Source organism: Stenotrophomonas sp. 96582_Sma (assembly GCF_056480905.1).
The window spans coordinates 2,897,261-2,910,884 of record NZ_CM151122.1 but is presented as its reverse complement, the minus strand read 5'-3'; the positions used below and the strand labels follow the sequence as shown (position 1 = coordinate 2,910,884).

Here is a 13,624-nt window from a genome sequence, read left to right as displayed (position 1 = left end):
GTTCCCATGTTGTCGACTTCCCTGCGCACCGCCCCTGCGGTGCTGTTGCTGCCGGTCCTGCTGGCATTGGCTGCCTGCAGCCAGGCACAGACGCCACCGGGCAAGACCGCCGCGGCACCGGCAGCGAGCGCCACAGCCACGGCCAACAAGGGCGATCGCCCTGCGGTGCTGAAGGGCATCGAGAAGCATGGTTTCGAGGTCGTCGCAGAATTCGATGCCCCCGGTGGCCTGCGGGGCTTCGCCGGCGTGGTCGGCGGCCAGCAGCCGGCAGCGGCCTATGTCACTGCTGACGGCAAGAACGTACTGGTCGGCAGCCTGTTCGATGCGGAGGGCAACGATGTAGCCGCTGAGGCCGTTGAAAAGCTGGTGGCTTCGCCGATGTCGGCCAAGATGTGGACCAAGCTGGAAGCCAGCGCCTGGGTGCGTGATGGCAAGGCCGATGCGCCGCGCGTGGTCTATACCTTCAGCGATGCCAACTGCCCGTACTGCCACAAGTTCTGGGAAGCGGCACGGCCGTGGGTCGATGCCGGCAAGGTGCAGCTGCGTCACATCATGGTCGGCGTGATCCGCGAGGACAGCCCGGCCAAGGCCGCGGCGATCCTTGCCGCGCGTGACCCGAGTGCGGCGCTGCTGCAGAACGAGCACGATTTTGATCGCGGTGGCATCAAGGCGCTGCCGAACATCAGCCGCGAGATCGCTGGCAAGCTCGACGCCAATCAGGTGCTGATGATCGAGATGGGCTTCCAGGGCACACCGGGCATCCTGTTCCAGGACGCACAGGGCCAGGTGCAGCGTCGTGCGGGTCTGCCGCAGGGTGCCGATCTGCAGACGGTGCTTGGCCCGCGCTGAGTGGCGCCAGACCCATGAAACATTGCGCAGGCCCGCATGGCAGCATGCGGGCCTGTCGCATTCCATGGCGGGCATTGCGGTTGTGGGCCCGCGCAACAGTGGTTCATCGTCACGTCTGAATCGTGACTGACATCAAGCATCCCGCCTTGATTCCAATCAAGGCCAAAAACGACAGGCGGATTAGCCTGTGACGCATGGAATACAGCGTCAATGCGCGATGGATGCCGCGCTCGCCACGCCCTGATCAGGGTCGGCTGGCACAGCCATTCACGACACTCTCACTCCGTGCTTGTTACCCAGACCGCTGCGGTCGCCACCTCTCTGGCAGCGCGGCCTTGATGGCGTCGACATCGGTGCGGGCAGGGCAGTGTCATCGTCCTGTTGCCTGCCATGCGCAGGCTGGCCGGTGTCGTCGACGCAGTATCCGCATTTCCAGCAACGGCAGCACGAGGCCGGAGTGGCGCATGCGTGCGTCCTGTCTGCGTGCTGCGAACAGGGGTCGTCCAGGGAGGATGCAATGCGCGTGGCGGTACTGAGCCTGGCCTGTGTGACAGCACTGGCGATCACGCCGGCGTATGCACAGGTGGATGACAAGGAGGACGCGCAGGCGCTGCGTCGTGAGATTGCGGCCATGCGGCAGGCGCTGGAGGGCATGCAGCAGCGTTTGGACCGCCTTGAGCAGCGCGACGCAACCGTTGCGCCTGCTACAGCACAGGCACCCGCCGCCGTGGTCGCGCCTGCCAGCACTGCCAACCTGCTGCACCCCACCCAGGTACCGGGCGTGGCACAGCCGGTGCTGCCGCAGCGCGAATCGGTGGCCGATCCGTCCACCGCCGCGTCGCGACCGGACAGTGCGGCCGGCCCGACCGATCCGGATCTGAAGGGCTTCTTCGCCATTCCGGGTACTGACACGGTGATCCGTATCGGCGGCTACGCCAAGCTGGATGCCATCGCCGATTCGCGTGCAGCGGGGGATGAGGATCAGTTCATTCCCTCGTCGATGCCGGTCGGTGGCAGTCATCGTGATGTCTCGAACTTCAACATCCATGCCAAGCAGACCCGCTTCAGTTTCGAGGCGCGGCGTCCGACCACGCACGGCAACCTGCGCTTCTACCTGGAGAACGACTTCTTCGGCAGTAGTGACGGCTACGAATTCCGGCTGCGCCATGCCTATGGCCAGCTCGGCAATACCTATGCCGGTTACGGCTACTCCAGCTTCATGGATCCGGACAGCCTGCCCGACACATTGGATTTCGAAGGTCCCGGCGGTGCCGGCTACCTGCTGGTGGCAGGCATCCACCACAGTTTCGCGATGGGCAAGGGCAACACCCTGACCGTCGCCGCCGAAGATCCGAAGACCGAACTTGCTGGCGCCAGCGATGAGCGAGCCGCAGTGAACCGCCTGCCCGACGTGACGGTGACCGCGCGCATGGAGCGCGACTGGGGCCACCTGCAGCTGGGCGCGGTGGCACGCAGCCTGGCCTATGACGGCGATGGCGAGCGCGACCGGCGTATGGCCGGTGGCCTGCAACTCAGCGGTTCGGCCTCGGTAGGCGAGCGCGACCTGCTGCTGTTCGGTGCCCTCGGCGGGCGCGGCCTCAGCCGTTACACCGCCGACCTGACCGGCTCCGGACTGGACGCGGTGGTCAGTGCCGATGGCCGTCTAGACGCGCTGGACCTGCACGGCGGTTTCGTCGGCTACACCCATTACTGGTCCGAGCTGTGGCGTTCGAACCTGATCTTCGGCCAGCTGACCCTGGAGCGGAATGCTGCATTGGCAGCCGACGCATTCCGTCAGAGCCGCTACGGCGTGTTCAACCTGATCTGGAGCCCGGCACCGTCGTGGACGATGGGCATGGAGCTGCTGTACGGCCGCCTGGAACAGCAGAGCGGCGCGCGCGGCGACACGGTCCGGGTGCAGGGCAGTCTGCAATACAACTTCATCAAATAGGCGCCAGCGGTCGTACGCCAGCGTAACCGTCCCCACGCCCGGTTGTACCGGGCTCATGCCAGTACAGGAGATTGTCATGGCAGAAGCAAAGAAAATCGGGGTGGTCGGAGCCACCTTCCTCGTCGCCGGCAACATGATGGGCTCAGGCGTGTTCCTGTTGCCGTCCAGTCTGGCCAAGATCGGCACCGCCTCGATCTGGGGCTGGCTGATCACCACCGCCGGTGCGCTGCTGCTGGCCTTCGTATTCGCCAAGCTGGGCAAGCTGGCACCGAAGGCCGGCGGTCCCTATGCCTATGCGCGTGACTGGTTCGGGCCCTACATGGGCTTCCAGACCAATACCATCTACTGGTTCGCCAACTGGATCGGCAACGTCGCCATTCCTATCGCGGCGGTGGGCTACTTCAGCTACTTCTTCCCGATCCTGTCCGAGCCGCTGGTGCGCTGCATCGCGGTGCTTGTGCTGGTGTGGGCGCTGAGCTTCGCCAACATGATCGGCCCGGCCTTCGTCAGCCGCGTGCAGACGGTCACCACCAGCTTCGCGCTGGTGCCGATCCTGGGTATCGCCATCTTCGGCTGGTTCTTCTTCGATGCCGACATCTTCAAGGGCGCCTACAACGTGTCCGGTGAATCCAACTTCGGCGCGATCTCCAGTGCCGCGGCACTGACCCTGTGGGCCTTCATCGGCGTCGAATCCGCTTCGGTGACTGCCGGCGTGGTGGAGAATCCGGAAAAGAACGTGGCCCGCGCCACCCTGGCGGGCGTGTTCCTGGCTGCCATCGCCTACATCGCCAGTTCGTCGGTGATCATGGGCATGGTGCCCAATGGCGAGCTGCAGACTTCTGATGCACCGTTTGCACTGGCTGCCGCCAAGGCCGTCGGTGGCTGGGGTGGCGCGCTGGTGAGCCTGTGTGCCTTCATCGGCGCTGCCGGTTCGCTGGGCGGCTGGATCCTGCTGACCGCACAGAGCGCCAAGGCAGCCTCCGATGACGGCCTGTTCCCGAGCATCTTCAGCAAGACCAACAAGGATGACGTGCCGGTCAAGGGCGTGCTGATCGTGGCGGTGCTGATGACGCTGGCGGTGCTGGTCACCTCCACCTCGGAAACCGCGTCGGCCCAGTTCGACGTGATCACCTCGGCGGCGGTGGTGCTGACCCTGCTGCCCTACATCTACTCGTGCGTGGCCTGCTACTTCGTGGTCGAGCGTTCGCACACCCTGGTCCACACCGGAGCGTTCTGGACCCTGACCAGCCTGACCGTCGTGTACTGCCTGTGGGCGATCTACGGCTCGTCGGGAACCATCGTGCAGTACGCCTTCCTGTTCGTGCTGTTCATCACCGTGTTCTATCCCTTCTTCAGCGAGGAGCGCCGCCAGCAGCGGCAGCGCGCCCGCGAGGCCTCGGCGATCAGCGCCGGCGCCCAGCGTTCCTGAGTTAGACAAGGAGAATCAACGTGTACTTCAAGTCCCTGGACTATCCGGTCATTGTCATCGACAACGACTACGAGTCGCCGCGCATCGGCGGCATCCTGATCCGCGCCCTGGTGGAGGAGCTGCGCAGCAACGACCAGCGCGTGCTGTGCGGCCTGAACCTGGATGATGCCCGCGCCGGTGCCCGAACCTACGTGGCGGCCTCGGCGGTGCTGATCTCGATCGACGGCAGTGAAGAGGTGGATGGTGAGTTCCAGCGCCTGACCGCCTTCCTGCGCGAGCAGAGCGCACGCCGCGCCAATCTGCCGGTGTTCCTGTACGGCGAGCGCCGCACCATCGAGAAGGTGCCGAGCAAGCTGCTCAAGTACATCCACGGTTTCATCTTCCTGTTCGAAGATACCAAGAGCTTCATCTCGCGGCAGGTGATGCGCGCGGCCGAAGACTACATGAAGAACCTGCTGCCGCCGTTCTTCAAGGCGTTGATCCACCATGCAGCCGAGTCGAACTACTCCTGGCACACCCCGGGCCATGCCGGCGGCGTGGCGTTCACCAAGTCGCCGGTCGGCCGTGCATTCCATCAGTTCTACGGCGAGAACACCCTGCGCAGCGATCTGTCGATCTCGGTGCCGGAGCTGGGTTCGCTGCTCGATCACACCGGCCCGATCAGGGACGCCGAGAACGAGGCGGCACGCAACTTCGGTGCCGACCATACGTTCTTTGTCACCAACGGCACCTCCACCGCCAACAAGATCGTCTGGCATGGCACGGTGGCGCGCGGTGACGTAGTGTTCGTCGATCGCAACTGCCACAAGTCGCTGCTGCACGCGCTGATCATGACCGGTGCAGTGCCGGTGTACTTCACCCCCAGCCGCAACGCGCACGGCATCATCGGTCCGATCAGCCTGGATCAGTTCACGCCGGAGTCGCTGCAGCAGCGCATCGCTGCCAACCCGCTGGCCAGCCAGGCCTACAAGGCTGGCTCCAAGCCGCGCATCGCGGTGGTCACCAACTCGACCTACGACGGCCTGTGCTACAACGCCGAGAAGATCGCCGACGAGATCGGCAGCGCGGTCGACTTCCTGCATTTCGACGAAGCCTGGTACGCCTACGCCGCGTTCCACCCGTTCTACGAGAACCACTATGGCATGGCCAAGGGCAAGCCGCGTGAGCAGGATGCGATCATCTTCACCACGCATTCGACCCACAAGCTGCTGGCGGCGTTCTCGCAGGCGTCGATGATCCACGTGCGCAATTCGGCGCAGCGCAACCTGGATGCCGAGCGCTTCAACGAGTCGTTCATGATGCACACCTCGACCAGCCCGCACTACGGGGTGATCGCGGCCTGTGACGTGGCCTCGAAGATGATGGAAGGCGACGCGGGCCGCTCGCTTGTACAGGAAATGCACGACGAGGCCATCGCCTTCCGCCGCGCGATGCTGCACGTGCGCGACGACCTCGGTCGCGACGACTGGTGGTTCAGCGTGTGGCAGCCGACCCAGGTCGAGCGCAGCCTGGACAAGGGCGATACACCGGCGCCGCTGGTGGCCAAGCGCGAGGAGTGGTACCTGCAGCCGGATGCGCACTGGCACGGTTTCGAGAACCTGGTCGATGACTATGTGCTGATCGATCCGATCAAGGTGACCCTGCTGACGCCGGGCCTGGCGATGGACGGCAGCACGGGCAAGCTGGGCATCCCGGCGGCGGTGCTGAGCAAGTTCCTGTGGGGCCGCGGCATCACCGTGGAGAAGACCAACCTGTACTCGGTGCTGTTCCTGTTCTCGATGGGCATCACCAAGGGCAAGTGGAGCACCCTGGTCACCGAGCTGATGGCGTTCAAGGAGCTCTACGATCGCAATGCGCCGCTGAGCCAGGCACTGCCGACGCTGGCCGCCGACTATCCGAATGCCTACGCCGGCTGGGGCCTACGTGACCTGTGCGACGCGCTGCATGCGTTCAACCAGGAATTCGCCGTGGCCAAGGTGATGCGCGAGATGTACGTGGATCTGCCGACGCCGGTGATGACCCCGGCCGATGCCTACAACCACCTGGTGAAGGGCGAGATCGAACGGGTCGACATCGAGCAGATCAGTGGCCGCATTGCGGCGACCATGCTGGTGCCGTACCCGCCGGGCATCCCGACCATCATGCCGGGTGAGCGTTTCGGTGACAGCGACGAGCCGATCATCCAGTCGCTGCGCATCGCCCGCGAGCAGAATGCGCGTTTCCCGGGCTTCGAGTCGGACGTGCACGGGCTCATCATCGAGCAGGAGGGTGATGCGGTTTCGTACAAGGTGGAGGTGCTGAAGGCCTGACCGGCAACGGTCGGCCGTTCGGCGAACGATGGATACCGCGCGCGAGCAACGCATCCTGACGTTCTCGATCGGGGTCACCCTGGCGGTGAGCGCGGTCGGCTTCATCGGTGGCCTGCTGGTGGGATCGCAGGCCATCCTGTTCGACGGCGTGTACAGCCTGGTCGATGTCGCCCTGACCCTGGTGTCGTTGTCGGTGCTGCGGCTGGTGGCGCGGGAGCAGAGCCCGCGCTTCCAGTACGGCTACTGGCACCTGGAGCCGATGGTCGAGGCGCTGGGCGGTGTGATCCTGTCGCTGGCCTGCGTGTATGCGCTGGCCAACGCCGTGATCGGTTTGACCACGGGCGGGCACGAAGTGAAGTTCGGGCCCGCGCTGTGGTGGGCGGCATTGCTGAGTGCCAGCAACCTGGCGATGGCGGCGTTCGTCGCGCAGCGGGCGCGGCATCTGCGCTCCGCGCTGTTGTGGCTGGATGTACGGGGCTGGCTGCTGGGTGGGTTGATGAGCCTGGCGGTGGTGCTGGCCTTCGTGTTGGCGCTGGTCCTGCACGGTGGTGAGTGGCACCACTGGGTGCCGTACCTGGATTCGATCGTGCTGGCGTTGATCAGCCTGGCGGTGTTGCCGGTGCCGGCGCGGAGTGCCTGGAAGGCCATGCGCGAAGTGCTGCAGGTGGCACCGGATGATCTGGACCGGCGCGTGCAGCGGGTGATGCAGGCGTTCGTCGCCGAGCGTGGCTATGCCGGTTTCACCAGCCATGTGGCGAAGATGGGGCGGATGCGCTTCATCGAGATCCACGTGCTGGCCGACCCGGCCACGCCGCTGGGTTCAGTGGGCGAGGTCGATGCGATGCGTGACGAGATTGCGGTGCGGCTGTATGCGCGGGGCAGCACGTTCTGGTTGACCATTGATTTCACCGCAGACCCAGCGTGGACGTGACCACGCTTCTGTAGAGTCGAGCTTGCTCGACTGCTTCTGGTCGGTGGAAGTCGAGCAGGCTCGAGTCCACGGGAACGCGCGATCGTTGCGCATGGCGGACTACTCTGTTGCACAGGACCCATTTGACCTCAACCGGAGTTGAGGTCACAGACTGCCGGCATCCCCCACGAGGCGCGCGGCATGAACCTGCTGACCACACCGGACCTCAGCCATGGCCTGCTGGAACTGTTCAATCCACCGGGTCTCTACGATCCTTCGGCCAACGGCTACTCACACGTGGCGGTGGTGCGCCTGCCGGCACGGGTGATCCATGTCGCAGGGCAGGGCGGCGAAGATGCCCAGGGCCGCCTCTCGCCCAGCTTCGAAGAACAGGTCGGGCAGGCGCTGGACAACCTGCAGACCGCGCTGCGATCGGCGCAGGCAAGTCTGGCCGATGTGGCGCGGCTGCGCATCCTGGTGGTCGACCACGATGAGGACCGGCTGGGCATCATTGCCCACCAGGTGCGACGGCGCTGGCCGAACCGCGCGGCGCCCACCTGCACGCTGATCCCGGTGCCGCGACTGGCGTTGGACGGCATGCTGTTCGAGATCGAGGCGGAGGCCTACGCCGCCTAGCGCAGGTAGTACTCCACCGGCACCACCAGTTCCTGCGGTGCCTTCAGTTCCTTGGGAATGGGCGGCAGCGGCTGCGCGCGACGGAAGGTCTGCAGCGCAGCGTCATCGAGCATCGGCTGGCCACTGGACTGCTCCAGCCGCAGCGCCAGCAGGCGACCTTCGCGGTCGATGCTGGCCCTGACCCAGGCAGTGCCCTGCTGCCGGCGCGAGCGCGCGGCGGCAGGGTAATAGCGGTAACGCTCCAGCCGCGCCATCAGGCGGGCTTCCCACTGGTCGCTGGCGGCGCCGGCCTGGAAGTCCGCCGGTGGCGCGTCTGGAGCGGGCGGCGCGGCCGTGATCGATGCCGGTGCGGGACTTGCATCGGTCGCGGCCGCAGGCGGGGCGACCGGCAGCGGCTTTCGACCCGTCCCGCCCGTTTCGCTGGCGGCCAACTCGCCCTCGCGCGCGGCGGTGGGCTTCGGTGGCGGGGGCGACTTTGTCGGTTGCGATGCACGCGCCTGCTGCGCCTGGGTGGGGGTATCGGCCTGGCGCTCCTCTACGGGCTGTGGCGGCGTGGCCGGTGCCAGCAGGCGCAGGCTGATGCGCACGTCCTGCTCCGGCGGTGGCAGCATCGGCGGCATTGCAACCCAGTGCACCAACAGCAGCAGGGGCAGCAGGTGCAGGACGACGGTGATCACGATCGCCTGCCAGTGTTGGCCGCGCTCACTCATCGTCCAGCACCCACAGCAGATCGGCATCAGCAGCACCGACGGTTTCACCCGGCGAGGCCAATGCGATCACCAGCGCAGGCGTATCCGGTGGCAGGTAGCCCGGCACCCCGGTGCCGCGCAGCACATGCCAGCGACCGGCTACCAGCAGCGCGGGTGTGGGTGCTGCGGTCAGCACCTGTGCCATGCGCGTGTCGCGGGCCTGTTGCACGGCCAGCATCCCTTCCAGCATCGGTGCCGCGTCTGCGTGCTGGGCCAGAACCACATCCGACAGGCGTTGGCGGGCGGCGGGCACCGGGAACCGCACTGCATCAGCGGACGCCAGGTGGGCGTTGACCTCGACGCGCGCGAGATTGCCGCCGAACAAGGGGATGCCGGCAGCGGTGGCGTCCTGCACCAGCCCGCCGTAGGCGGTCCACGGCCATCGTGTATCCCAGCCCAGCAGCTCCTGCAGGCGTGCACCGTCGGCATGGTTGCCCTTGGCCAGCCAGCGCTGCACCCGCTGCAGGCGCGGCTGGCGTTCGCTGGCAATCATCTCCAGCACCAGCGCGCCTTGTGGACGCTGCTGCTGCAGCGCGTGCAGCAGCCAGCGCTGGGCAGCGTGGTCACCGGCCAGGTCGTGGCGTTCGCCCAGCAGCAGTCGCGGAGCGTTCGCTGCGCGCTTCACGAACGCAGCTTCGTCCAGGGTCTGGCCGCTGGCGAGGTCCAGCACCTTGCCGGGCATCGGCTGCGCGCTGGCCATTGACGCGAGCGCGAGCAGGCACAGCGGCAGCCAGCGACGGCTAGAACGCCACATTGACGCCCATCGAGACGGTACGGCCACGGCCGTTGCCGCGGTCCAGGATCGGACTGAAGATGCTGTCGATCGAGGCATTGTTGTCATAGGCCTTGTTCTGCAGGTTTTCGATGTTCAGCCACAGCGTGGTGTTGGCCTGCGGCTTGAAGCTGGCGTAGAAGTCCAGCAGCACGCCGGTGCCGCCGGTCTTGCGGGTCTGGAAGAAGTCGTAGCCTTCCTCGGTCGGACCGGAGTACTCGGCGCGCAGGCCGGCCTGCACGCGCTGCTGCCACCAGCGGCCGCCCACGTCCAGCGTCCAGTAGCGGTCGGGCAGGGCAGTGATGTCTTCCAGGTTGACGAACTCGATGGCCGGCGCGCTGGTGCGCGAGCGGGTCCAGCTCAGCGTGGCGTGGTAGTGCTCGCTGGCGTAATGGGCTTCCAGTTCGATGCCGCGCATGCGCACCACGCCGGGGTGGTTCATCCAGCGCGTGGTGGCGCTGAAGTCGTCGGCGTCCAGCACATCGGTCCAGGCATTGAGCTGCGGATCGCTGTCGATCGGCACCACGAACGGTTCCACTTCCGGCGGATGCACGATCAGCAGGTACTGCGGCTTGATGTAGTCGCGGATGCGGTTGTCGAAGCGGGTGACCCGCAGTTGTGCCAGGTCACCGTCGACCAGCAGCGAGTCGGTGCTGAGGTTGGCGCCGAACTGCAGGTTGCGCGAGCGCTCGCGGCGCAGGAACGGATTGGCGCCGATGCCGTCGGCGACGCTGGCGTCCTCCAGCGGGATCTTCTCGAAGAACATTTCCTGCACGCGCGGCGGCCGCGACGTGCGCGAGACCTCGGCGAACAGCTGCAGCCAGTCGGTGGCCTGCAGTGAAACCGCCAGGCTCGGGCTGAGTGCGCGCTCTGTGCGACGCACGTCGATGTCGCCGCCATTGATCTCCGCGCACTGGCCGGGCACATCCGAGCACACCGGGATGTGACCACGGATGCCGAAGCGGTCCTGGCGCAGTCCTGCGGTCAGGGCATAGATGTCGTACTGCAGCTCCAGCGTGCTGAACACACTGTCCAGCTGGCTGCGACCCTGCGGGTTGGCACCGCGCAGGATGGGCGTATCGGCCACATAGATGTCCGATTGGTGCTTGATGCCGGTGTTCCAGCGCGCCTGCAGTGCACCGATGTCGAAGCGGCTGGTGTTGTCCACGGTCCAGCTGCTAAGGCTGCTGTGGGTGCGGCGGCCGATGTAGCTGGAGTCCTCCACCGGCGGGTAGAACAGCCGGGTCTTGTTGCTGGCGAAGGTCGCACGCAGGTCGATCCACGGCGAATAGGGTGTGTAGTGGTAACTGGCGCGCTGGTTGCGCGCGGAAATCTGCCACGGATAGTTGTGGTAGAAGTCGTTTTCGTAACGCATGTGGCTCAGGTCCAGCCGATGCTGGTCGCTGGGCTGCAGGCGCGCCTTCAACAGCCAGCTGCTGGGCTGCTGGCTGCCCGGGTCGGCGTTGTTCTTCTGCCCGCGTGCGGTCGAGTACTCGCTGCTGCGGCTGCTGCTGGCGGCGGCCAGCAGGCCGAACTGGCGGTCGCCACCCTCTTCGCTGTGGCGCCAGGCACCGGCGAAGGTACGGCCACTGCCGTAGCCGTTGTTGCCGTGGCGGTAGCCCGCACGCAGGCCCCAGTCGCGCCCCTCGCCGAGCAGATCGTCGATGTCCAGCGTGCGGAAGTTGGCACTGCCGGCCAGCGTGCCGGCGCCATCACCACCGGCGACCGCACCGCGCTGCACGTCCACACCGGCCAGCAGGAAGGGATCGACATAGGCGAACGGGCCGCCCGAGCCGTGCCCGGCATTGTTGCGGAAGGTCTGGGTGACACCGTCGATCATGGTGTTGACCCGGCCGGCACCGGTCATGCCGCGGATGTTGACCTGCAGGCCCGGCTGGCTGCGCGAATGGAAGCTGTGGGTGCCGGGCATCGAGCGCAGCAGGCTGTTGCCTTCCTGGCGTTCGGCCATCGCCACGCGCTCGCTGCCCACCGAGGGCGCAAAGCCATCGCGGGTGGCCGGTACATATTGACTGGCGCCGGCACCCGGTGCCTGACCGTGTGCGGAAGTACCCTGCACACGCAGCGGGCCAGTGCGACGGCTGCCATCGGCGCGTTCAGCCGGTGCCGGCTCCAGGGCGGCACGACGCGCATCGACGAAGCGCGGGCGCAGGCCGCTGCCTGCCAACAGGCGCGACAGGGCCTGCGCATCGTCGAAGTCACCGCGCAGCGCAGGCGCCGAATGGCCCGCGGGCAGCGCTGCGCCGATCACCAGATCGACGCCGGTCAGCCGGCTGTAGGCGTCCAGCGCGGCCGCCAGCGGTTGTGCGGGCAGATTGTAGGTACGGGTGGCGGTCTGTGCGTGGGCACTGCCGGGCAGCAGCGGAAGGGCACTGGTACAGGCCAGCGACAGGGCGAGGACAAGGGGGCGGGGGCACAGCATCGGGGGCTCCAGGGGCTGACGCAGAGCGTCGTCATCCTGGGTAGACGCAGCCGTAGACCGGATGTCAGGGTCCATCACGCTGTTCCCTGCGTGGCGGCAGCCACACCTGTATGCCCGCGCCGAGGCGCAGCACGCGCACCTGCAACTGAGTGGCCAATTGGTCGCGATTGCCGGCCGCACCGTCGGCACTGCCAAGCAGGGTGACCGGCTGCTGGCGCAGCTGCTCGCCGACGACCCACGTGTGCCCGCCATGCCAGCGGTCCAGGCCCTGCGTGACGTCGGCCAGTGGGGCCGAGACCCAATGCAGGCGCCGCTCGCGCCAGGCCAATGCTCCGGGGGCGGTCGTTGTTGCATGGGCTGTTGCCTGCCCATCGAAGCGCAGCTGTTCGCCGTGGTCAGCCAGCATGCTGACGTTGCCGCTGTCCACGCGCACGCGATGCTCGGTAACGGTGACCACGCTGCTGTTGCCCTGCACGGCAAGATCGAATGCGGTCCCCAGTGCAGTGACGGTGCCCTGTGGGGTATGCACCTGGAAGGGCCGGTCGGCATCGGCGGCGACCTGGAACCAGGCTTGGCCGCGCTGCAGCTGGAGCTGGCGGCGCTGCCCATCGATGCGCACCTTCACTTCGCTGCCGGGTGACAGCAGGACATGCGAGCCATCCCGAAGGGTCTCCTCGCGGATCTCGCCAGCGGCCGTTCGCAGGACCTGCGCTACGGGCGGCGACACATGGCGGCTGTAGAGACCCAGCGCGCACAGCAACAGAACCGCAATGCCGGCTTCGCGCAGGCGACGGCGTTGCCTGCGCTGCTGTTGCCGCTGCAGGCTGGGCAGCGTCGCACCGGCCTGCCACAGGTGTTGCAGATGCTGGTACTGCGCAGCATGGCGAGGGTCGGCCTGGTACCACTGCTCGAACGCGTTCTCGTCGCGGCCACCGTCGTGCCCGTCCAGCCACCAGCGTGCAGCTTCGCGCGCGATCGCGTCCAGGCTCATGCGCCCGGCACCTGCTGCAGGGCGACCAGTGCGCGCAGCAGATGGCCGTGCGCGGTCTGCCGGCTGATGCCGAGCTGGCGCCCGATCTCGGCCAGCGCCAACTGTTCAACCCGCGCCAGCAGGAACACCTGGCGCGAGCGCGGTGGCAGCGCGGCGATGATCGCGTCGAGGTGGCGCAGCTGTTCGGCGTCGAGCAGTCGCTGCTCGGGCAGCGGCGCAGGATCGGCGATGGCATGCAACTGCGTGTCATCCAGCGCTTCTTCGCGACGGCGCTGGCGTTGCCGGTAATGGTCGGCAATCAGGTTGTGGGCAACACGGTACAGGTACGCGCGGCCATTGCTCAGCAGGCCACTGGCGGCGACCTTGAGGACACGCAGCCAGGTTTCCTGGACGACGTCATCGGCGTCGCTGCGTTGCGGAAGTTTGCGGCGGACATGGGCGTGCAGCGGCCGGTAATGGGCCGCGCACAGCTGCGCGACATCCGTCGGTTCGACAGGCGTGGACACGGGGCGGGCGACAACTGGGAAAGGGAACAGCCCGCGGCGGCAAGGGCAGCGGCCGCACCTTACAGCAAAAGAGAATCATTTG

11 protein-coding genes are annotated in these 13,624 nt (G+C 66.7%); 6 read left to right on the top strand and 5 right to left on the bottom strand.

Annotation, left to right across the window (positions count from 1 at the left end; translation table 11 throughout):
* Positions 1 to 6: 6 nt before the first annotated feature.
* The 6 genes from dsbG to ACZK2R_RS13415 all read left to right on the top strand — a co-directional run bounded on the left by dsbG (position 7) and on the right by ACZK2R_RS13415 (position 8,084).
* Positions 7 to 849, top strand: coding sequence for a thiol:disulfide interchange protein DsbG (dsbG, locus tag ACZK2R_RS13440; RefSeq protein WP_032129379.1), 843 nt, complete (start codon positions 7 to 9; stop codon positions 847 to 849).
* A gap of 517 nt (positions 850 to 1,366) precedes the next feature.
* Positions 1,367 to 2,800, top strand: a complete 1,434-nt coding sequence (locus ACZK2R_RS13435) for a DcaP family trimeric outer membrane transporter (RefSeq protein WP_180837810.1) — start codon at positions 1,367 to 1,369, stop codon at positions 2,798 to 2,800.
* 76 nt (positions 2,801 to 2,876) lie between these two features.
* On the top strand, positions 2,877 to 4,229 hold the full coding sequence (adiC, locus tag ACZK2R_RS13430) for an arginine/agmatine antiporter (RefSeq protein WP_006461445.1): 1,353 nt from the start codon (positions 2,877 to 2,879) through the stop codon (positions 4,227 to 4,229).
* A 20-nt stretch (positions 4,230 to 4,249) separates the two neighbouring features.
* Positions 4,250 to 6,538 (top strand): Orn/Lys/Arg family decarboxylase, encoded by a 2,289-nt coding sequence (locus ACZK2R_RS13425; RefSeq protein ID WP_180837809.1) that lies wholly within the window; start codon positions 4,250 to 4,252, stop codon positions 6,536 to 6,538.
* A gap of 28 nt (positions 6,539 to 6,566) precedes the next feature.
* A complete protein-coding gene (locus ACZK2R_RS13420) occupies positions 6,567 to 7,469 on the top strand; it encodes a cation diffusion facilitator family transporter (protein ID WP_180837808.1) in 903 nt (300 codons plus the stop codon).
* 180 nt (positions 7,470 to 7,649) lie between these two features.
* Positions 7,650 to 8,084 carry a RidA family protein gene (locus tag ACZK2R_RS13415; protein WP_134951330.1) on the top strand — a complete coding sequence of 145 codons (435 nt, stop codon included), beginning with the start codon at positions 7,650 to 7,652 and terminating at the stop codon, positions 8,082 to 8,084.
* On the opposite strand, the gene ACZK2R_RS13410 is transcribed toward ACZK2R_RS13415, so the two are convergent.
* The 5 genes from ACZK2R_RS13410 to ACZK2R_RS13390 all read right to left on the bottom strand — a co-directional run bounded on the left by ACZK2R_RS13410 (position 8,081) and on the right by ACZK2R_RS13390 (position 13,542).
* Positions 8,081 to 8,794, bottom strand: coding sequence for an energy transducer TonB family protein (locus ACZK2R_RS13410; protein ID WP_180837807.1), 714 nt, complete (start codon positions 8,792 to 8,794; stop codon positions 8,081 to 8,083). The genes ACZK2R_RS13415 and ACZK2R_RS13410 overlap by 4 nt on opposite strands.
* Complete coding sequence (locus ACZK2R_RS13405; protein ID WP_180837806.1) at positions 8,787 to 9,587, bottom strand: ChaN family lipoprotein; 801 nt, start codon at positions 9,585 to 9,587, stop codon at positions 8,787 to 8,789. The genes ACZK2R_RS13410 and ACZK2R_RS13405 overlap by 8 nt, the downstream gene beginning before the upstream one ends.
* A complete protein-coding gene (locus ACZK2R_RS13400; RefSeq protein WP_180837805.1) occupies positions 9,574 to 12,045 on the bottom strand; it encodes a TonB-dependent receptor in 2,472 nt (823 codons plus the stop codon). The genes ACZK2R_RS13405 and ACZK2R_RS13400 overlap by 14 nt, the downstream gene beginning before the upstream one ends.
* A 64-nt stretch (positions 12,046 to 12,109) precedes the next feature.
* A complete protein-coding gene (locus ACZK2R_RS13395; RefSeq protein ID WP_032129372.1) occupies positions 12,110 to 13,036 on the bottom strand; it encodes a FecR family protein in 927 nt (308 codons plus the stop codon).
* Positions 13,033 to 13,542 (bottom strand): sigma-70 family RNA polymerase sigma factor, encoded by a 510-nt coding sequence (locus ACZK2R_RS13390; RefSeq protein WP_121503551.1) that lies wholly within the window; start codon positions 13,540 to 13,542, stop codon positions 13,033 to 13,035. The genes ACZK2R_RS13395 and ACZK2R_RS13390 overlap by 4 nt, the downstream gene beginning before the upstream one ends.
* Positions 13,543 to 13,624: the final 82 nt, after the last annotated feature.

Excerpts from the sequence above, each read along its gene's own strand:
- dsbG (WP_032129379.1), top strand. The coding sequence starts at position 7 with ATGTTGTCGACTTCCCTGCGCACCGCCCCTGCGGTGCTGTTGCTGCCG.
- ACZK2R_RS13420 (WP_180837808.1), top strand. The coding sequence starts at position 6,567 with ATGGATACCGCGCGCGAGCAACGCATCCTGACGTTCTCGATCGGGGTC.
- ACZK2R_RS13435 (WP_180837810.1), top strand. The coding sequence starts at position 1,367 with ATGCGCGTGGCGGTACTGAGCCTGGCCTGTGTGACAGCACTGGCGATC.
- ACZK2R_RS13410 (WP_180837807.1), bottom strand. The coding sequence starts at position 8,794 with ATGAGTGAGCGCGGCCAACACTGGCAGGCGATCGTGATCACCGTCGTC.
- adiC (WP_006461445.1), top strand. The coding sequence starts at position 2,877 with ATGGCAGAAGCAAAGAAAATCGGGGTGGTCGGAGCCACCTTCCTCGTC.
- ACZK2R_RS13405 (WP_180837806.1), bottom strand. The coding sequence starts at position 9,587 with ATGTGGCGTTCTAGCCGTCGCTGGCTGCCGCTGTGCCTGCTCGCGCTC.
- ACZK2R_RS13415 (WP_134951330.1), top strand. The coding sequence starts at position 7,650 with ATGAACCTGCTGACCACACCGGACCTCAGCCATGGCCTGCTGGAACTG.
- ACZK2R_RS13400 (WP_180837805.1), bottom strand. The coding sequence starts at position 12,045 with ATGCTGTGCCCCCGCCCCCTTGTCCTCGCCCTGTCGCTGGCCTGTACC.
- ACZK2R_RS13395 (WP_032129372.1), bottom strand. The coding sequence starts at position 13,036 with ATGAGCCTGGACGCGATCGCGCGCGAAGCTGCACGCTGGTGGCTGGAC.